Annotated in this window: 16 protein-coding genes and 3 riboswitches; of the genes, 9 read left to right on the top strand and 7 right to left on the bottom strand. The window is 68.1% G+C overall.

The window, feature by feature from the left end; translation table 11 throughout:
• From ACLQ3J_RS05910 to ACLQ3J_RS05895, 4 genes are read left to right on the top strand one after another with little or no spacing between them, the layout of a single operon-like run.
• Positions 1 to 1,026 (top strand): iron chelate uptake ABC transporter family permease subunit, encoded by a 1,026-nt coding sequence (locus ACLQ3J_RS05910; protein ID WP_169619585.1) that lies wholly within the window; start codon positions 1 to 3, stop codon positions 1,024 to 1,026.
• Positions 1,023 to 1,862 (top strand): ABC transporter ATP-binding protein, encoded by an 840-nt coding sequence (locus ACLQ3J_RS05905; RefSeq protein ID WP_425902514.1) that lies wholly within the window; start codon positions 1,023 to 1,025, stop codon positions 1,860 to 1,862. The genes ACLQ3J_RS05910 and ACLQ3J_RS05905 overlap by 4 nt, the downstream gene beginning before the upstream one ends.
• Positions 1,855 to 2,502: a (2Fe-2S)-binding protein gene (locus ACLQ3J_RS05900; RefSeq protein ID WP_425902512.1), complete on the top strand. Its 648-nt coding sequence runs from the start codon at positions 1,855 to 1,857 to the stop codon at positions 2,500 to 2,502. Before ACLQ3J_RS05905 ends, ACLQ3J_RS05900 begins: the two co-directional genes overlap by 8 nt.
• The gene (locus ACLQ3J_RS05895) at positions 2,499 to 3,059 is read left to right on the top strand and encodes a DUF7676 family protein (RefSeq protein ID WP_169619086.1); all 561 of its coding nucleotides are present in this window, start codon (positions 2,499 to 2,501) and stop codon (positions 3,057 to 3,059) included. The genes ACLQ3J_RS05900 and ACLQ3J_RS05895 overlap by 4 nt, the downstream gene beginning before the upstream one ends.
• Positions 3,060 to 3,066: 7 nt before the next feature.
• Here ACLQ3J_RS05895 and ACLQ3J_RS05890 read toward each other — a convergent pair whose 3' ends face one another.
• The 5 genes from ACLQ3J_RS05890 to cobN all read right to left on the bottom strand — a co-directional run bounded on the left by ACLQ3J_RS05890 (position 3,067) and on the right by cobN (position 10,669).
• Positions 3,067 to 3,849, bottom strand: coding sequence for an ABC transporter ATP-binding protein (locus tag ACLQ3J_RS05890; RefSeq protein ID WP_425902510.1), 783 nt, complete (start codon positions 3,847 to 3,849; stop codon positions 3,067 to 3,069).
• 13 nt (positions 3,850 to 3,862) lie between these two features.
• Positions 3,863 to 4,915, bottom strand: coding sequence for a FecCD family ABC transporter permease (locus tag ACLQ3J_RS05885; RefSeq protein WP_397517189.1), 1,053 nt, complete (start codon positions 4,913 to 4,915; stop codon positions 3,863 to 3,865).
• Positions 4,915 to 5,955: an ABC transporter substrate-binding protein gene (locus tag ACLQ3J_RS05880; protein ID WP_425902746.1), complete on the bottom strand. Its 1,041-nt coding sequence runs from the start codon at positions 5,953 to 5,955 to the stop codon at positions 4,915 to 4,917. Before ACLQ3J_RS05880 ends, ACLQ3J_RS05885 begins: the two co-directional genes overlap by 1 nt.
• 52 nt (positions 5,956 to 6,007) lie before the next feature.
• Positions 6,008 to 6,197, bottom strand: a riboswitch (cobalamin riboswitch).
• A 51-nt stretch (positions 6,198 to 6,248) separates the two neighbouring features.
• On the bottom strand, positions 6,249 to 7,052 hold the full coding sequence (gene cobF / locus ACLQ3J_RS05875) for a precorrin-6A synthase (deacetylating) (RefSeq protein ID WP_169619082.1): 804 nt from the start codon (positions 7,050 to 7,052) through the stop codon (positions 6,249 to 6,251).
• Positions 7,049 to 10,669 carry a cobaltochelatase subunit CobN gene (cobN, locus tag ACLQ3J_RS05870; protein WP_425902507.1) on the bottom strand — a complete coding sequence of 1,207 codons (3,621 nt, stop codon included), beginning with the start codon at positions 10,667 to 10,669 and terminating at the stop codon, positions 7,049 to 7,051. Before cobN ends, cobF begins: the two co-directional genes overlap by 4 nt.
• Positions 10,670 to 10,722: 53 nt before the next feature.
• A riboswitch (cobalamin riboswitch) is annotated at positions 10,723 to 10,916 on the bottom strand.
• Between the two features lie 37 nt (positions 10,917 to 10,953).
• Between cobN and ACLQ3J_RS05865 the strand changes: the two genes are divergently transcribed.
• From ACLQ3J_RS05865 to ACLQ3J_RS05855, 3 genes are read left to right on the top strand one after another with little or no spacing between them, the layout of a single operon-like run.
• Positions 10,954 to 12,027 (top strand): cobalamin biosynthesis protein CobG, encoded by a 1,074-nt coding sequence (locus tag ACLQ3J_RS05865; protein ID WP_169619078.1) that lies wholly within the window; start codon positions 10,954 to 10,956, stop codon positions 12,025 to 12,027.
• Positions 12,028 to 12,039: 12 nt separating this feature from the next.
• A complete protein-coding gene (locus tag ACLQ3J_RS05860; protein ID WP_169619076.1) occupies positions 12,040 to 12,690 on the top strand; it encodes a precorrin-8X methylmutase in 651 nt (216 codons plus the stop codon).
• Positions 12,687 to 14,219 (top strand): precorrin-2 C(20)-methyltransferase, encoded by a 1,533-nt coding sequence (locus ACLQ3J_RS05855; protein ID WP_169619074.1) that lies wholly within the window; start codon positions 12,687 to 12,689, stop codon positions 14,217 to 14,219. The genes ACLQ3J_RS05860 and ACLQ3J_RS05855 overlap by 4 nt, the downstream gene beginning before the upstream one ends.
• A gap of 6 nt (positions 14,220 to 14,225) precedes the next feature.
• Here the strand turns inward: ACLQ3J_RS05855 and cobM are convergent, their stop codons facing one another.
• Both cobM and cbiE read right to left on the bottom strand, forming a co-directional pair.
• Entirely contained in the window at positions 14,226 to 14,981 is a 756-nt protein-coding gene (gene cobM, locus ACLQ3J_RS05850) for a precorrin-4 C(11)-methyltransferase (RefSeq protein ID WP_425902504.1), read from the bottom strand.
• Positions 14,978 to 16,189: a precorrin-6y C5,15-methyltransferase (decarboxylating) subunit CbiE gene (gene cbiE / locus ACLQ3J_RS05845; RefSeq protein ID WP_425902502.1), complete on the bottom strand. Its 1,212-nt coding sequence runs from the start codon at positions 16,187 to 16,189 to the stop codon at positions 14,978 to 14,980. Before cbiE ends, cobM begins: the two co-directional genes overlap by 4 nt.
• 41 nt (positions 16,190 to 16,230) lie before the next feature.
• Positions 16,231 to 16,425, top strand: a riboswitch (cobalamin riboswitch).
• Positions 16,426 to 16,463: 38 nt separating this feature from the next.
• Between cbiE and ACLQ3J_RS05840 the strand changes: the two genes are divergently transcribed.
• Both ACLQ3J_RS05840 and cobO read left to right on the top strand, forming a co-directional pair.
• The gene (locus ACLQ3J_RS05840; RefSeq protein WP_425902500.1) at positions 16,464 to 18,461 is read left to right on the top strand and encodes a magnesium chelatase subunit D family protein; all 1,998 of its coding nucleotides are present in this window, start codon (positions 16,464 to 16,466) and stop codon (positions 18,459 to 18,461) included.
• Positions 18,461 to 19,075 (top strand): cob(I)yrinic acid a,c-diamide adenosyltransferase, encoded by a 615-nt coding sequence (gene cobO / locus ACLQ3J_RS05835; RefSeq protein WP_425902498.1) that lies wholly within the window; start codon positions 18,461 to 18,463, stop codon positions 19,073 to 19,075. The genes ACLQ3J_RS05840 and cobO overlap by 1 nt, the downstream gene beginning before the upstream one ends.
• Positions 19,076 to 19,083 lie beyond the last annotated feature (8 nt).

Below are 19,083 nucleotides of genomic sequence, written 5' to 3'. Positions count from 1 at the left end.
GTGGCGCTCGCTGCGTTGGCCGCGGCGCTCGCCCTCGCCGTCGTGTTGTCGGTGACCCTGGGGTCGGTGACCGTGCCCATCGGCGAGACCCTTCGTATCCTCACGGGCCAGGACGCGTCCGATCCCCGATGGGGCACAGTGGTCCGCGATTTGCGCCTGCCCCGCACGATCACCGCGATCGTGGTGGGTGCCGCGTTGGGCATCGCGGGCCTGCAGATGCAGACGCTGTTCCGCAATGCGCTCGCCGACCCCTACATCCTCGGTGCCAGTTCCGGCGCGAGTCTCGGCGTCGCGCTCGTCGTGGTGGCCGGCGGTGGAGGTGCGAGCGGGTTCACCGCGAATCTCGCCGGACTCGGGCGGGCCGGCGTGGTCATCGCCGCCGCACTCGGGGCCGCAGCGGTGCTCATGCTGATCATGCTGTTGTCGCGGTGGGTGCGTTCGGCGGTCACGCTCCTCCTGATCGGGGTCATGCTCGGCTCGGCGACCACCGCGGTGGTCTCGGTCCTGCTCGTCTATGCCGATCCCCAACGCAGCCAACAGTTCCTCGTGTGGGGTCTGGGCAGTTTCACCGCGACCACGTGGTCCGATCTGGCGTTGCTGGTCCCGATCGTCCTGACCGGAATCGCCGCCGCGCTTCTCACGGTGCGTGCCCTCAACGCGTTGCTGCTCGGCGAGGGGTACGCCCGCTCCATGGGTATCGACATCCGCGCCGTGCGCCTGACGACGGTCGTCTCGGCAGCACTGCTCGCCGGTGCCACCACCGCGTTCTGCGGGCCGATCGGATTCCTCGGACTCATCGTCCCGCATCTGGCCCGCATGGCATTCGGAACTTCCGACCACCGCGTTCTGCTGCCCGGCGTCGCCCTACTGGGCGCGGTGGTCGCACTCGTCTGCGGGCTGGTGAGCCAGATGCCCGGCACGGACACGGTGTTCCCACTCAATGCCGTTACCGCCCTGGTCGGTGCGCCGGTCGTCATCACCGTCCTCGTGCGCAGCCGTCGCGGGGCGTTGGGATCCGCGCTGTGACCCGAACCGACGTATCCACGGCCGATCCCAACGGCATCGAATTACGTGATGTGACAATTGGTTACAACCGCCGGCGCGCTCTTCGCCGACGGAGTGTCACCACCGTCGCGACCGGTCTCGACGCTGTCGCGCGACGCGGCGAACTCACCGCTCTGGTGGGCCCCAACGGGGCCGGTAAATCCACGCTCCTTCGTACGCTGTGCGGACTGCAACCGGTGCTGCACGGACAGGTCCTGATCGACGGCGACGACCTGTCGTCGGTCCGGCCCGCCGACCTCGCCACCCGCGTCTCGGTGGTGCTCACCGAGCGCATCGACCCCGGCCTACTCACCGTGCGGGAACTCGTCGCACTCGGTCGCACCCCACATCTGCCCGCGAGCGCCCGGCTCTCCCCCGAGGACCGGGCCGTGGTGGATTGGGCACTCGACGCCGTCGGGGCGACACACCTGGCCGCACGACAGTTCACCGAACTGTCCGACGGCCAGCGGCAACGGTCCCTCACCGCCCGCGCACTCGCGCAACAACCGTCGCTGCTCGTCCTCGACGAGCCGACGTCGTTCCTCGATGTACCGTCCCGGGTCGAACTCGTCGACGTTCTGGGCCGCCTCGCCCGGGAGCAGAACCTTGCCGTGATCATGTCCACCCACGAACTCGAACTCGCGTTGCGAGTGTCGGACCGGATGTGGTTGCTCGACGCCGATCGGACGCTGACGTGCGACACCCCGGCGGCCCTCGCGGAATCCGGACGGATCGGTGCGGCATTCGACCGCGGACGCATGCGATTCGATCCGCAGACACTGGTCTTCGATCTCACGGGGGATGACAGCCGTGCCTGACCCAACAGAAGTGCTCGAGGAAATCGCCACGCTGAGTCCGTATTTCGCGGTCGGCACCGGACCGGCGCCCGGCCCCTGGCAGCCCACGACCGCCCTGCGCGAGTGCGCAATACGGGACGCGCTCGTGTCCACGACGGCCGACCGGATGGTTACGAGCGAGCCGCGGGTCGCCGCCTCGACCGTGTTCTTCGGGTACGCCGCGAGGATGTGGTCCGTCGCGCTCGGATCGGTGACGACGTCGGGTCGATGCATCCGGCTCGATCCGGGGATGTTGCTGTGGCGGACGGACGGCGGCATGCAGTTGCACCTCGCCGATCCACGCTTCGGTGGTTCCGTCGCGGCCGAGGTCCTCGATGCCCAACTCGAACCGCTCATAGCGGCGTGGGCGGACGTCGTGGCCCCGGGGCTCCTGTGGGGCAATACCGCGTCGGCGTTGATCGGTGCGGGTCGCATGATCGGGCCCGCGGCAACGCCGTACGTCGAAGCCCTGCTGGGCGACCCGCGGCTCCGCACCGCACTCGATCGGTCCACGGGTCGTCGTCGCAGCTGCTGCTTGTTCTATCGCACCCCGAACGGCGGCGTGTGCGGCGACTGTCCTTTTCCCACCCCTCCTGCCATGTCCTCGAAGGAGAGATCGTGACGTCCACTTTCAGCCCTGAGATCCTCGAAACCGAAGACGGCGGACGCGAGCAGCGTTGGGCGCTGCCCGTCGACGAGGACAGCCTTCTCCGCCTGATCCGGATGCTGTTCGACGAGTATTGGAACGACATGTGGTTCGGTCTCCTCATCGAAGGTTCGGCGCTCGAGGTTGCGGCTCCCAATGCGCCGAAAAAGATTTCGATGTACGACGGGTACGCGACGGTCGACTTCGGACGGTGGCATTTTCATCTGTGCATCGGTGAGCACACCGCGAGCGGACCGGAACTCGGCCGTATCCGTCGTTGCAGCCGCGCCGAGCTTTATCGCCGGATCGGCGCGGACGACACCGTCTCGTCGTGGGGCCTGCGCCTGTTCAACGGTCGCGACGAGCAGATGATGACCGTCATGCTTCCCACGCCGTTCCTCACCAACACTCAGCGCCTCACGGACGAACCCGTGTGGGAGCACCTCGAGGCGTGGGATCGGATTCGGGCCGAGCTCCTCGGACTCGAACCCGATCCCCGCGACCGCAGCGGCCAAGGTTTCCGTCACTCCTGATCGACGGTCACCCCTGCCCGGCGAACTCCCGGTCACGGACACGGTGATACCGGATCACCGGCGTGCCTCCGTCGTCGACGACGGAGGCACGCACCCCGTATACGTGCTCGATCATGTCGGACGTCAGTGCCTCGATAGGTGGGCCCTGGGCGACGATCCGTCCCTTCGAGAGAACGACGACCCGGTCACAGAACATCGCCGCGAGGTTGAGATCGTGCAGTGCGACGTAACTGGTCACCGGCAATGCCACCACCCGTTCCAGGATGTCGAGCTGATGCTGGACGTCGAGGTGATTGGTCGGTTCGTCGAGCAGGAGTTCCTGCGGATCCTGGGCGAGCGCCCGCGCGATCTGGGCGCGCTGGCGTTCTCCGCCCGACATGGCCCGCCACAGGCGGTCGGCGTGCTCGGACATACCGGTGGCCACGAGCGCCCGTTCTATCGCGGCGTCGCCTCCGTCGTCGCGGCCGAAGACGTCCGCGTGTGGAACTCGGCCCAGCCGAACCACATCCCGGACCCTGATGTCGACCTCGGTGTGCGAGTGCTGTCCCACCATCGCGACCCGCCTGGCCAGGACGCGGCGGCCGAGCGACCGGATGTCGGCACCATCGAGCGTCACAGTGCCCGCGTCCGGACGGTCGACGCCGGCAAGCAGACGCAGGAGTGACGACTTGCCGGAACCGTTGGGGCCGAGCAGCCCGATTGTCTCGCCGGGCCGCGGGTCGATCGTCACGTCGTCGACGACGAGGTTGCCGCTCCGGCTCCACCTCAGCGATGTTGCTGCCAGTGTCACTGCGTTTTCCTTGTCACTGCGTGCTCCTCATACGGAAGAGAATCAGGGCGAAGGCGGGCACACCGATCAGCGCGGTGACCACGCCGACCGGCACCTCCTGCGGTGCGAAGACCGTGCGCGCCACCGCGTCGACCCACACCATGAACACCGCCCCCACCACTGCGGCAACCGGCACGAGACGACTGTGCCTGGGGCCGATCAGGAATCGTGCGGCGTGGGGAAGTACGAGGCCCACGAATCCGATGGCACCGGCCGCGCTGACCAGTACCGCGGTGATGAGTGCCGTCACCACCAGGAACATCAGACGGGTACGGCCCACAGCGATCCCGAGCGTCGCGGCCGTGGACGATCCGAAGGTGAAGGCATCGAGCGCAGAGGCCTTCAGCAGGCACACCGCGATCCCCAGTGCGCACACGCTGCCGCACAGGATCACGTCGCTCCAGGTTGAGCCCGCGAGCGAGCCGAGCAACCAGAACAGCACGCCACGGGTGCGTTCTGCGTCGGCCGACGAGATGACGATGAAAGAGGTGAGGGCCGAGAACAATTGCGTACCCGCAACACCGGCGAGGACCACACGGGAGGTTCCACCGCCAGCGCCCGTCGCGAGCAGCAGCACCAGCCCGAACGACACCAGTGCGCCGAGAAAGGCACCACCGGACAACGAGATCGCACCGCCTCCGATGCCGAGGACCGCGATCATCACGGCGCCGGTGGAGGCGCCGGACGAGATACCCAGCACGAACGGGTCGGCGAGCGGATTGCGCAGCAGCGACTGCATGATCACGCCGCACACGGCCAGGCCGGCCCCGCACACCGCCGCGAGCAACGTTCGCGGAAGCCGCAGTTCCCAGACGATGCCCTCCCGGATCGCGCTCACCGTCGACCCACTCATACCCAGCTTGTCGAAGATCACCGAATACACATCGGCGACAGAGAGGTTCGCGGGTCCGATGGTGACGGTCACGGCGATCGACAGGGTGAGCGCCACCACTCCCAGAGTGATCACACCGACGACCGGGACCCGGTCGCCCCTGACGGGCAACCGGGTCTTCGTCTCGACCGTCATCAGTTGCCGAGGTTCCAGTCCCGCACTGCGGCGGCGACCTTCTCGATCCCGTCGATCGTGCGGATGGACGGGTTCATGTCGGCGCCGTTGACCACGATGTAGCGCTTGTTCTGTACCGCGGACAGTCGCTGTGTGACCGGATTCGACTCGAGGAACGCGATCTTGCTGTCGAGGGCGTCACCGTCGATGCTGCGGCGACTCAGATCCCCGAGCACCAGTGCGGTCGGGTCCCGGTCCAGGACCGACTCCCAGCTGACCTGCGGCCACTCGTTGGTGGTGTCGTCGAAGACGTTCTTCGCCCCGACGGAGTTCGTGATGATGCCCGACGAGCCACAGCAGCCCGCCACATAGGGCGTGTTGATATCGGCGAACCAGAACGCCAGCGACACATCGGACGCATCGATCTCACCGGCGGCGCTCTCGTACCGCTGCTCGAGTTCCGCGACGAATTCCTCACCGCGATCCCGCACGTCGAAAATAGTTGCGAGCTCGCGGATCTCCCTGTAGACCGAGTCCATCGTGAGCGGTTCGGTGCGGTTGCCGTCGGCGTTGACGCTCTCGTCGTTCTTGCCTTCGCAGTCGGTGGGCGACAGGTACGACGGCACCCCGAGCCGGTCGAACTGATCCCGGTCGGCCACACCGCCCTCGCCGAGCGTGCCGCCGAACGATGCCGACACGAAGTCGGGTTCGGTATCGAGGACCACTTCGAACGACGGTTTGTTGTCGGCGAGACGCGGAACCGTCTCGTTGGCGACGGCGAGATTGTCGCGCACCGGGTCCGTCCACGTCGCGGTGCCCACCATACGATCGGCGAGTCCGAGCGACAGCAGGATCTCGGTGGAGCCCTGGTTGAGCGAGACTGCCCGCTGCGGGGGCGCATCGATCGTGACGGAGTAACCGCAATTGTCGATGGTCAGCGGGTAGTTCGTCGCGGACGACGAGACGTCGACGTCCTTTTCGGCGCCGGTCTCGGCGTCGTTCGTCGAACAGCCTGCGACCGCGAGGGTCGCGGCGACGAGTGCGATGCCTGTGCGCAGCATCGGGTGCCGCCCCTGCCGGGCGGTGAATATCGAGTTGTTCATGTCCATCCTCGTGGTGTCACTTCGGTCGGCGCAGGTGTCCTGGCTCCCGGATCGACGCTCTCCCCCGGCCTTCCAACCGTGATGGGTCGTGGCCGTACGAGTGGGGGATCGCTCCTCGGTGACAGTTGCGGGACAGCCCCGGATTCGCACCGGTGTTCCCTACGTCGTATCGAAGCGTACAAGACCGTCGCGAACATGGACATAGCAGCGGGTGGGCGGACAGGCTCACGTCAGGCGGGACGGTGGTGGAGTCACGCCCTGGACCGACGTGGTGAACGGTCACCGGGGGCGCGGCGAAGCAGATACGTATCCATTACCCAGCCTCGCGCGACCTTCGCCCGTGCCCGCGCCTTCTCGATCTCGGGAAGTACGTCGGAGAGGCGTCCGGCCACGAGTTCTTCGTCGGTCGTTCCCAGCTGTGCGCCCCACCAGATATCCCACACGCCGGGTAATTCCGAGCACGCGAGCTGCCCGTCGAGCATGACCACGATGTTCTCCGCTCCTCCGGCCACCTCCTCGGCGAGCCGCCGGCCCGTCGTGATGGTGATCGGGCCTCCGATCACGTTGAGCACCAGCCTGTGCCGTGCCGCGAGCATTTGCACACTGCTGACTCCCGGGATCACGTCGTAGTCGATGTCGAGCAGTCCACGAGTGCGAATGCGTTCGACGACACGGATAGTGCTGTCGTACAGGCTCGGATCTCCCCACACGAGGAGCCCGACGGTCTCGCCGTCGAGAACCTGTTCGAGGAGAGCGATCTCGTAGGCTTCGGCGCGTGCGGCGTGCCAGTCGCGCACCTCGGCGCCGTATGCCTCGGGGGTCCGGTCGCGTGGCGGATCGGGCACCGCGATGACGCGGTAGTCCCCCGTGCTGTGACGCCGGCAGATCTCTTGCCGCACAGCGACGAGATCACCGGTACCGGCACGTCCGGCTTCGGCTTCCTTGTCGGCGACGAGGAACACGTCGACGCTGTTCAACGCGTGCACGGCGGCCACGGTCAGGTCGTCGGGGCCACCCGGGCCGATACCGATGAGCCGCAGCCGCCGAACCGTCACCCGCGGTCCTCGAGATCGCCTTCTGCGTCGAGGTAGGCCTGCTGCAGCGCCTGCACGGTGTCGGGATCCGGCTCGGCCCACAGACCACGGTCGGCGGCCTCGGTGAGTCGCTCGACGATCCCGCGCAACGCCCACGGGTTCGCCTCGCGGAGGAATTGCTGATTCTCGGGATCGAGAGCGTATGTCTGCGCGAGGGTTTCGTACATCCAGTCGGCGACGACACCGGCCGTGGCGTCGTACCCGTAGAGGTAGTCGACGGTGGCCGCGAGTTCGAACGCGCCCTTGTAACCGTGCCGGCGCATCGCGGCGAGCCAGCGCGGGTTCACGACCCGCGCCCGGAACACGCGCGCGGTCTCCTCCGTCAACGACCGGGTGCGGACCGCGTCGGGGGTCGTGGAGTCCCCGATGTACGCCTTCGGATCGCCACCGGTGAGCGCGCGCACGGTCGCGATCATGCCGCCGTGGTACTGGAAGTAGTCGTCGGAGTCGGCGATGTCGTGCTCGCGGGTGTCGGTGTTCTTCGCCGCCACAGCGATACGTCGATAGTTGGCGTGCATCTCGTCGGCTGCGGGCTCGCCGTGCAGGCCACGCCCGTACGCGAACCCTCCCCATGCCGTGTACACCTCGGCGAGATCCGCGTCGGTCCGCCAGTTGCCGGTGTCGATGAGTTGCAGGATGCCCGCCCCGTAGGAGCCGGGCTTGGAACCGAAGATCCGCCGCACCGCGCGGTCCGCGTCCCCGTGTTCGGCCTCGTCCCGCTGCGCGTGAGCGCGAACGTAGTTCCGGTCGGCGGGTTCGTCGAGTGCCGCAACCATGCGGACCGCGTCGTCGAGCATTCCGATGACATGCGGAAACGCGTCGCGGAAGAAGCCGGAGATGCGGACGGTGACGTCGATGCGTGGCCGGCCGAGCTCCTCGAGCGGCACTACGGTCAGCTCTCGGACCCGGCGCGATTCGGGGTCCCATTCGGGACGCACGCCGATCAGCGCGAGGACCTCGGCCACGTCGTCCCCCGCGGTGCGCATCGCGGACGTTCCCCACACCGAGAGCCCCACCGACCGCGGATACTCGCCGACATCGGCCAGGTATCGCTCGATCAGGGCATTCGCGAGGGCCACGCCGGTGTCGTAGGCGAGTCGGCTCGGGACCGCCTTGGGATCGACGGTGTAGAAGTTGCGGCCGGTGGGCAGCACGTTGACCAGGCCCCGCAACGGCGATCCGGAGGGCCCGGCGGGGATGTAGCCGCCGTCGAGAGCATGCAGCACCGCATCGAGTTCGTCGGTGGTCCGCGCCAGGCGGGGCACCACTTGCTCAGCAGCGAACTCCAGCACTCGTGCGACCTCATGGTCGGCACGCCCGAGTACGGATTCGACTGTGGCTGCGCCAGATCCGCAAGTCCAGCCGCAGTCTTCCATTGCACGGACAAGCGCACGGGCCTGGGACTCGACCGCGTCGACCTCGGTGAGCGGCGCGTCGGGCTTCAAACCCAATGCGGTGCGAAGCCCGGGCACCGCGTGCGATTTCCCTCCCCACACCTGGGCTGCACGCAGGATGGACAGCACCAGGTTCACGCGCGCGTCCCCCTCGGGGGCACCACCGAGCACGTGCAGGCCGTCGCGGATCTGCGCATCCTTCACCTCGCACAGCCAGCCGTCGACGTGCAGCAGGAAGTCGTCGAACTCCGCGTCGTGCGGGCGATCGTCCAGGCCGAGGTCGTGGTCGAGTTTCGCGGCCTGGATCAACGTCCAGATCTGCGCGCGGATCGCCGGGAGCTTGGCCGGGTCCATCGCCGCGATGTTCGAGTACTCGTCGAGCAACTGCTCCAAACGCGCGATGTCGCCGTAGGATTCGGCGCGCGCCATCGGCGGAATCAAGTGATCGATGATCGTCGCGTGCGCGCGCCGCTTGGCCTGCGCGCCCTCGCCCGGATCGTTGACGAGGAACGGGTAGATGAGCGGCATGTTGCCGATCGCGGCGTCCGTCGCACACGACGCGGACAGGCCCGCGTTCTTGCCGGGCAGCCACTCCATCGAGCCGTGCTTACCGAGATGCACGACTGCGTCGGCGCGGAAACCGTTCTCCACCCACCGGTACGCGGCGAGATAGTGGTGTGACGGCGCCATATCGGGATCGTGATAGATCGCGACGGGGTTCTCACCGAAACCGCGGGGCGGCTGGATCATCAGCACCACATTGCCGGCCTGCAACGTCGCGAGGATTATGGACTTGTCGTCGCCGTCACCGTCGACGAACAAGGAGCCGGGGGCCTCGCCCCAGGTTTCCGTCATCGCATCGGTCAGTTCCGCGGGCAGATTCTTCGTCCACTCGCGGTACTGAGCGGTGGTGACGCGCACAGGGTTACCGGACAAGTGCTCCGCGGTGAGCCATTCCTCGTCTTGTCCCCCCGCATCGATGAGCGCGTGGATCAGGGCGTTTCCGGCTTCTGCGTCGTCGTCGAGATCCATGCCCGGAAAGCCGTCGCCCAGGTCGTAACCCTGTTCACGCATGGTCCGCAGGAGCCGGATCGCCGATACCGGGGTGTCCAGGCCCACGGCGTTGCCGACCCGGGAGTGTTTCGTCGGATATGCCGACAGCATGAGGGCGATCCGGCGCTGCTGTGGCGGGACACGCCGTAACCGGGCATGTGCCACCGCGATACCCGCGACCCTACGGCAACGTTCGGGGTCGGTGACATAACGCGGCAGTCCGTCGGCATCGAGTTCCTTGAACGAGAACGGCACCGTGATGATGCGCCCGTCGAATTCGGGAACTGCGATCTGAGTGGCCGAATCCAGCGGGGACACACCGTCGTCGGAGTCGGCCCAGCTGTCGCGGCTCCAAGTCAGGCACAGCGCCTGGAGGATCGGGATGTCGAGTGCGGCCAGCGCCGCTACGTCCCACGCCTCGTCCTCGCCACCGGCGCTCACTGTCGCGGGTTTGGTGCCACCCGCGGCGAGGACCGTGACGACCAGGGCATCGAGGGTGCCGAGTTCGCGCAGAAGATCATCCGGGGCACCGCGCAACGACGCACAGTGGATTGCGACGCCGCGCGCCTTGCCGGTCGCGTCGATCGCATCGGCGAGATCGTGTGCGAATTGGACGTTTCCGCTGGTGTGGTGCGCGCGGTAGAACAACACGCCGACTCGCGGGAGCGCCGCGTCAGGGGTTGCGGGACGGTCGAGAATGCCCCATTCGGGCAGCTCGAGCGGGGGTTCGAAACCTTCACCGCCGAGAAGCACCGTGTCGGACAGGAACGCGTGCAGTTGAGCGAGGTTCGCCGGACCGCCGTAGGCGAGATAGCGGTGGGCCTCTGCGGCGGTACCGATCGGCACCGTCGACCAACCCATCAGCTCCGCGTCGGGGGTCTGCTCGCCACCGAGGACGATGACGGGAACCCCGTGGGCGAGAACCAGGTCCAGTCCCGCCTGCCAGGAGCGGGCAGATCCGAGGATTCGGACGATCACCAGGTCTGTTCCGGCCAGCAGCGCAGGCAGCGCTCGGGGATCCCCGCCGGTCAGGTCGAGCCGGGACGGGTTGCCTACCACCCAATCGACGCCGCTCGAACGCGCCGACAGCAGGTCGGTGTCCGACGTCGACAACAGCGCGAGCCGCGTCACAACGCAACCCGAAGCAGCACAACAGAAGCCATGTTCAGTCTCCAAAACCCTCGTGGACCTCGCGTGCCGTGGCCGGTCTCCTGGCTGACGGATCGACGCTGCTCGGCCGACCTTCCCGGAGCTGGCTCCAGTGGTCTCCGCACCGGCGGACCGGTACGGACGAGGGCGAACAACTACCCGCTCACAGTGGCGAGGGCCGCGTCGGTTTTTCACCGACTTCCCGAGCACCACGGCAAACCGAGAGTAGCGCACGGTTTTCTCCGCGTGTGCAACCATGTGCGCTCATGGCCGACCTTCCTCCCGAAACCTTCGCACCGGATCGGTGCCCCGGGGTGCTGCGTCCGCATCTCGCAGCCGACGGTGCGCTGGTGCGACTGCGTTCGCCGGGCGGCCGGGTGCCGGACGGTGGTGTGCACCGGTTGTCGGCCGCGGCCGGGCAGTTCGCGGACGGCGACCTTCACCTCACCTCGCGCGGAAACGTGCAGATCAGAGGCATTTCTATCGACGAAAACGGGGCCGTTCCGGAAGGACTCGTGCAGGCGGTCTCCGGTGCCGGGTTCCTGCCGTCGGCGTCCCACGAACGCGTGCGGAACATCGTCGCGTCGCCGCTGTCCGGACGGTTCGGCGGGCTCGCCGACATCCGGCCGCTCATCGGTGCGCTCGACGAGGCACTGTGCCGGGAACCTGCGCTCACCGACCTGCCCGGCAGGTTCCTGTTCGGCCTCGACGACGGCCGCGGCGATGTTGCGGCGCTACGGTGCGACCTCGCCGCGGTCGCGGTCGATGCCCGCAGCGCACGGCTCACCGTCGGAGATCTGTCCGGTCCGACCCTGCCGCTGCCGGACGTCGTCGACGCCATGATCGAGACGGCACTGCGGTTCGTCGAGGTACGGGCGACGCGGTGGCACGTGCGGCAACTTCCCGGGGCCGGACGCGAAATCGGCGGCGGTTCAACCGCTCCCCCGGCACCGCCTGCCGCGATGCCGTACGGCGTCCTCGGTACCGCGGTGTCGGTGCTTGTTCCGCTGGGGATACTCACCCCGCCGATGGTCGCCGCGCTGCCGGCCCGAGGCGTGATCGTCACACCGTGGCGTGGACTCGTCCTCCCCGGTGACAGCGATCCGGCCGACCTGGCCGCCGTCGGGTTCGTGCTCGACGACGATTCGCCGTGGAGACGGGTCACCGCGTGCACGGGGGCACCCGGGTGTAACCTCGCCGGTGGAAACACCCGAGCACTCGCACACCGCGTCGCTGCGTCACCCCTCCCGGATCGCGCTGTGCATGTCGTCGGCTGCGAACGCTCTTGCGGCGCACCGCACTCCCCTCACTCCCTCGTCTTCGCCTGCAGTCCGACGTAACAGGAGCCAGCCGTGATCGAATCCCCACCACCCCGTCGGTACGAGTACGAAACCGACGGTGCCGCAATCTACGTACGTTCGTTCGCGACGATCCGGGCCGAGTCCGATCTCGCCGCGATTCCCGCGGACGCGGAGAAGGTCGCGGTACGGATGATCCACGCGAGTGGGCAGACCGATCTCGCCCGAGATCTGGTGATCCATCCCGATCTGGTCTCGGCAGCCCGTCGGGCACTCGACGCCGGGGCGCCTGTTCTCACCGACGCGAACATGGTTGCCTCCGGTGTCACCCGCACCCGCCTGCCCGCCGACAACGAGGTGCTGTGCCTGTTGCGTGATCCGCGGGTTCCGGGTCTCGCCGAACGCTGGGGTACCACTCGGTCTGCGGCGGCGGTGTCACTGTGGGCCGACCGGCTCGACGGCGCCGTCGTCGCGATCGGCAACGCTCCCACCGCCCTCTTCCACCTGCTGGAGATGCTCGATGCCGGCGCGCCCCGACCCGCCGCAATCGTCGGGGTGCCGGTCGGTTTCATCGGTGCCGCCGAATCCAAGGACGCGCTGATCGAACACGGTCTGCAGATCCCGCACCTGGTGGTTCGGGGACGACGCGGCGGCTCGGCGATGGCATCGTCCGCACTCAACGCACTGGCTCAGGAAGCGGAATGACCTCTACAGCGGACACTCCCGGAAGAATCTTCGGCGTAGGCCTGGGCCCCGGCGATCCCGAACTCATCACCCGCAAGGCTGCGCGACTGATCGGCGACGCCGACGTGGTCGCCTACTACTCGGGAACACACGGCCGGTCGATTGCGCGTGCGATTGCGGCCGACCTCATCCCGGACGGTGCGCTCGAGGAACGTCTGGTGTACCCGGTGACGACCGGCACCGTCGACCACCCGGGCGGATACGACGGCGCGATCGCCGACTTCTACGACGAGTCGGCGGCCCGATTGGCCGTGCACCTCGATGCGGGCCGGACCGTGGTGGTGCTGTGCGAGGGCGACCCGTTGTTCTACGGCTCCTACATGTACCTCCACGATCGACTCGCGACCCGCTACGACGCCGAGGTGGTGCCGGGAGTGACATCGTTCTCCGCAGCGGCGGCCGCGGCGGCGGAACCGCTGGTGCGACGTACCGATGTCCTGACGATTCTGCCGGGAACGCTGCCGGAACCGGAACTGGCACGTCGGCTCGCCGACACCGACGGCGCCGTGATCATGAAGCTGGGCCGCACCTTTCCCGCAGTCCGCAACGCGCTCGCGCAGTCGGGTCGGCTCGCCGACGCCGTATACGTCGAGCGCGCGTCGATGGACGGTCAGCGGATCGCACCTGTTACCGATGTCGATCCGGCCGACGTGCCGTACTTCTCGGTGATCCTGGCACCCGGCGACCGGGCGCCCCGAAACGTCGGCATCGCGGACCGGTCCCGTCCGGCAATCGACACGAGACCGGAACCTGTGTGCGCCCACGAGGTTCTGGTGATCGGTTTGGGTCCCGCCGGCGAGAAGTGGCTGACACCGGAAGCGTCCGATGCGCTCGCGTCCGTGGACCACGTCGTCGGATACGGGCCGTACGTGGACCGGGTACCGGTTCGTGCAGGCCTGCAACGGCATTCGACCGGAAATACTGTGGAGATCGATCGCGCCCGGTTCGCTCTCGATCTCGCGCTGGCCGGAGAGAAGGTTGCCGTGGTCTCCGGTGGCGACGCCGGGATCTTCGGCATGGCGTCGGCAGTGTTCGAGGCCGCTCGCGACGACAAATACGACTCCGTACCGATCCGGGTACTTCCCGGTGTATCCGCGGTGCAGGCGGTCGCGGCCCGCGCCGGTGCACCGATCGGAGCGGATTTCGCGGTGATGAGCCTGTCCGACCGGCTCAAGCCGTGGGAGGTGATCGAACGCCGTCTGGTCGCTGTCGCCGAAGCCGACCTCGTGCTGGGTATATACAACCCGGCGTCTCGCTCACGCACGACGCAGGTCGCCGACGCCAAGGCCGTACTGCTGCGGCACCGCCCGGGCGACACTGTCGTCGTGGTGGGACGCGACGTGGGCCGCTCGGGAGAATCGCTCGATGTCACCACGCTCGAGAAGCTCGATCCGGCGAGCATCGACATGAAGTGCCTGCTCATCATCGGTGCTGCGGGAACCACGGTGACGGCAGCCGGGGCGGTGTGGACCGCACGATCGGTTCGGTGACGACCGCTACACGTGGCGAGGGCGCGCCGGGTCGTAGAGATGCGAGCACGCCACGTCGGACTGCTCCCGGACACCGAGCGCCCTACCCACGAGAATCACCGCGGTGTGCTTCAACCCGGCCTGCTCGACCCGATCTGCGATGTCCGCGAGCGTGCCGCGGAGCACCAACTCGTCGGGACGCGACGCGAAGGCCACCACGGCGGCCGGGCAGTCGGCTCCGTACTCCGCGCTCAACTCCTCCGCGAGAACACGCACCCTGGTGATCGCGAGGTGCAGAACCAGACTCGCGCGCAGACCCGCCACCCGTGCCAGAGCCTCGGTGTCGGGCATCGCCGTCGACCGCGCCTGGGTACGAGTGAGCACGACCGTCTGCACCAGTTCCGGCACCGTCAGTTCCGCGCCGAGGGTCGCGGCCGCCGCCGCATACGCGGGCACGCCCGGAGTGACGTCCCACGGCACTCCGGCCGCGTCGAGCCGCCGGGTCTGTTCGGTGAGCGCCGAATACAGCGACGGGTCGCCCGAACACAACCGCACGACGTCGAGGCCGCGCCGGTGCGCGTCGACGAGATGCTCGGTGATTCGATCGAGGTCCAGGTGCTGGGTGTCGACGAGTTCGGCATCCTCGGCGCAGTGCGTGAGGATCTCCTCGTCGAGGTACGTGCCCGCGTACAACACCACCGGCGCCCGCTGCAGCAGACCGGCGGCACGCAGCGTCAGCAGGTCGGCCGCGCCGGGCCCGGAGCCTACGAAATGAACTGTCATTCTTCACCTTTCACAATGGACCACTGCACCACCGGGCGCAGCGAGTGCCACCCGGTGAATGTTCCGATGGGCGCGGCCTGTTCGACCGACATCCGGGTCAGCTCACCGCCGTGCGCCTTCCACCACTCCACGAGCACGGCCTCGGTCTCGAGTGTCACCGAATGGGCGACGAGACGACCACCGTCGCGCAGCGCGTTCCAGCACGCGTCGAGCACCCCGGCTCGACTGCCACCGCCGCCGACGAAGATCGCGTCGGGTGCCTCGAGTCCCGTCAACGCCTCCGGCGCCCCACCGAGGACCACGCGCACCGAGGTCGGCACCCCGAGCCGGGATGCATTGCGCTCGATGGCCTCCGCGCGGGAAGGGTTCCGTTCGAGCGCGATCGTCCGGCAACTCGGATCGGTACGCGCCCATTCGATTCCCACCGATCCGGCACCGGCTCCGACGTCCCACAACAACTGTCCGGGTTTCGGTGCCAGCGCGCAGACCGCCGCGACCCGGATGGGTCGTTTGCTGAGCTGACCGTCGTGTTCGAAACACTCGTCGGGAAGCCCCGGCGCTGTCGAGTTACCTTCGGCCCCTGCGCATTCGATACACAGCAGGCTCAGGTCGTCGCCCGGCACGCCGACGAATTCCCGCGCGGTACCCGCCCGGCGCGACTCGTCGGTCTCGCTACCGAGGTTCGACAGGAGCGTCACCCGTGCAGCACCGAACCCCTCGTCGACGAGTATTCGCGCAACCACATCGAGGCTCGATGCATCCGACGTCAGCACGATCAGCCGTCGATCGCGAGACAGATACCGGCGCAACGCGTCGACGTTCCGGCCCACGAGCGTGACCGTCTCGCAGTCCTCCGCGGCCCAGCCCATCCGGGCACGGGCCAGTGAGACGGACGACACCGCCGGAATCACGTGCACCGCGTCGCGACCGAGCCTGCGGATCAAGGTGGATCCGATTCCGGACACCAGCGGATCACCCGATGCGAGCGCGACGATCGACCGCCCCGCGTGGCGGGCGAGCACGTCGTCGAGACCCGCGAGCAGCGGGGACGGCCACGGCTCGCGGATCGCGGCGGAGGCCGGCACCGACGCGAGATGCCGACGCCCGCCGAGCAGGACATCGGCGCGCAGAACGTGTGCCCGTGCGGCCGACGCGACGCCGGCCCAGCCGTCGGCACCGACGCCGACCACGGTGATCGAAGAACCCATGGCGGTGAACCATAGTGCAGGGCGGTGTGGATACACTCGGCCACGGCAAGACAATCGAAGGTGCCCCTCACGGGGATAATCGGGAAGCCGGTGAGAATCCGGCACAGGCCCGCTGCGGTGACCCGGGAGTCGTCGATCATGCGCATACGCGCAGCCACTGGACCATCGGTCCGGGAAGGCGATCGCACGATGTCCGACCGGGAAGTCCGAATACCGGCCTTCGATTCAGCTGCCGAAGAGTACGTCCCAGCGGGAGCCTGTGGAGGGTCGAGTAGTGCACGTGTATCCGTTCAGCGCCGTCGTCGGTTCAGACGATCTGGCGCTCGCCCTGACGCTGTGCGCAGTGTCGCCGGAGATCGGCGGCGTGCTCGTGCGCGGCGAGAAGGGCACCGCGAAATCGACGATGGTCCGGGCGCAGGCAGCACTGTTGCCGCAGGTCACCGAGGTCCAGGGCTGCCGATTCGCGTGTGATCCCCGGTCCGTCGACCCGGCCTGCCCCGACGGGCCGCACCCGGCCGACGCGCCCGTACGGCGTCGTCCGGCGCGCCTCGTCGAACTGCCCGTGGGCGCCACCGAGGACCGGGTCACCGGTTCGCTGCACCTGCAGAAAGCGTTGTCTGCGGGTACTGCGGAATACGAACCCGGCCTGCTCGCGCTCGCACATCGCGGCGTGCTGTACGTCGACGAAGTGAACCTCCTGCACGACCACCTCGTCGACCTGCTGCTCGATGCTGCTGCGATGGGACGTTCCACGGTCGAGCGCGACGGGGTGTCCGTCACCCATGCCGCACGATTCGTGCTGGTCGGCACCATGAATCCCGAGGAAGGCGAACTGCGACCGCAGCTGCTGGACCGATTCGGCCTGACGGTCGAAGTGGCGGCACCGCGCGATCCGCAGTTGCGTGCCGAGATCGTTCGCCGGCGCCTGGCGTTCGACGCCGACCCCGCCGCATTCACCGCGCAGTGGACCGACGCCGAAGCCGCACTGTCCGAGCGCATCGTCGAGGCCCGCCGCAGGATGCCACAGGTTCGGCTCGGCGATGTCGCGCTCGTCGCGATCGCGGAGGTGTGTGCCGCGTTCGACGTCGACGGCATGCGCGCCGACCTGGTCACCGCGAAAACCGCCGTGGCGCATGCGGCCTGGGAGGGTCGCGGTGAGGTAACCCGCGAGGACATCGCGGTCGCTGCGAAACTCGCTCTACCGCATCGCCGTCGCCGCAACCCCTTCGACTCGCCGGGGATGGACGAGGATCTGCTCGACGAACTACTCGGCAACACCGCGCCCGACGACGGCCCGGACGACGACGGCCCGGACGACGACGGCCCCGACGGTGGCCGCGCACCGGATCCGTCCGGTCCGGCAGACGACGACGCGGATACTGCGTCGTCCGATACAGATTCGGTGTCCTCCGAAACAGATTCGGTGTCCCCCGAGACGAAGCCGGAGCGGCAGTCCGCTCCCGCACCCACCGCGGTGACCGCCCCCGGCGATCCGTACCGCACCAGGTTGTTCACCGCGGACCGCATCGGACGCGGCGCGGCGGGCCGGCGTTCACGGGCACGCACCACGATCGGCCGCACCGTCGGTGAGCGTCGCGGCGATACCGGCCCGGTCCATCTCCCCGCGACGATCCGCGCGAATGCCCTCTCCGGTTCGGTCGGGTCGGAAGCAGGGCCACATGGGGTGCGGGAACTGCGACGCAAGGTGATCGAGGGTCGCGAGGCGAACCTGGTGCTGCTGTGCGTCGACGCCTCCGGGTCGATGGCCGCGAAACAGCGTATGACCCAGGTGAAGACCGCGATCCTGTCGCTACTGCTCGACGCATACCGTCGCCGCGACACCGTCGGCCTCGTCACCTTCCGGGGGACCACCGCGAGTCTCACCCTCCCTCCCACCAATTCGGTCGACGTGGCCGCCACACGGCTCCGCGAACTTCCCGCCGGCGGACGCACACCGCTCGCCGAGGGATTGATCGAATCCGCCGAGACCATTCGGCGGCACCGGTTGCGCGACCCGGACCGGCGCGCGTTGCTCGTCGTCGTCACCGACGGTCGCGCGACGTCCGGCGAGAATGCGGTGAACCGGTCCCTCGAGGCCGCGGACGTGATTGCAGCACAGGGAATCTCCGCAGTCGTCGTCGACTCCGAAACTGGCCGGTTCCGGATGGGACTGGCGGGGCGTCTCGCCGAGCGACTCGAGGCCGAATACGTACAGGTCGGCGACGTGCACGCCGATGCACTCACCGGAATCGTTCGAGGAAGGGCCGCCTGATGCCGAAGGGACAACCGGACGTCGTACCCGACGACGGGCTCACCACCCGCCAGCGGCGCAATCGTCCACTTCTCATGGTCAACACCGGTGACGGCAAAGGGAAGTCGACGGCTGCATTCGGGCTTGCCCTGCGCGGCTGGAACCAGGGCTGGTCGGTCGCGGTGTTCCAGTTCGTCAAGTCCGCCAAGTGGCGACTCGGTGAGCAGACCGCGTTCGAAACCCTCGGCGAATTGCACACCGAGCGTGGCACGGGCGGGCCGATCGAATGGCACAAGATGGGCTCGGGCTGGTCGTGGTCGCGCAAGGAAGGCAGCGACGAGGACCATGCCGCGGATGCACTGGCGGGGTGGCGCGAGATCCAGCGGCGTCTGGCCGCGGAGCAACACGGGTTGTACGTGCTCGACGAGTTCACCTACCCGATCAACTGGGGCTGGATCGACATCGACGAGGTCGTCGACACCCTCACCCACCGCACCGGCCACCAGCACGTCATGATCACCGGACGTCGCGCCGACCCGAAACTGCTCGAGATCGCCGACCTCGTCACGGAGATGACGAAGATCAAGCACCCCATGGACGCGGGCCAGAAGGGCCAGCGGGGAATCGAATGGTGAGAGAAAAC

Source organism: Rhodococcus sp. DT1, from assembly GCF_049844875.1.
In the GTDB taxonomy this organism is placed as follows: Bacteria; Actinomycetota; Actinomycetes; order Mycobacteriales; family Mycobacteriaceae; genus Rhodococcus.
Note: the sequence above shows the minus strand (reverse complement) of the source record. Positions and strands in the feature narration are given on the sequence as shown.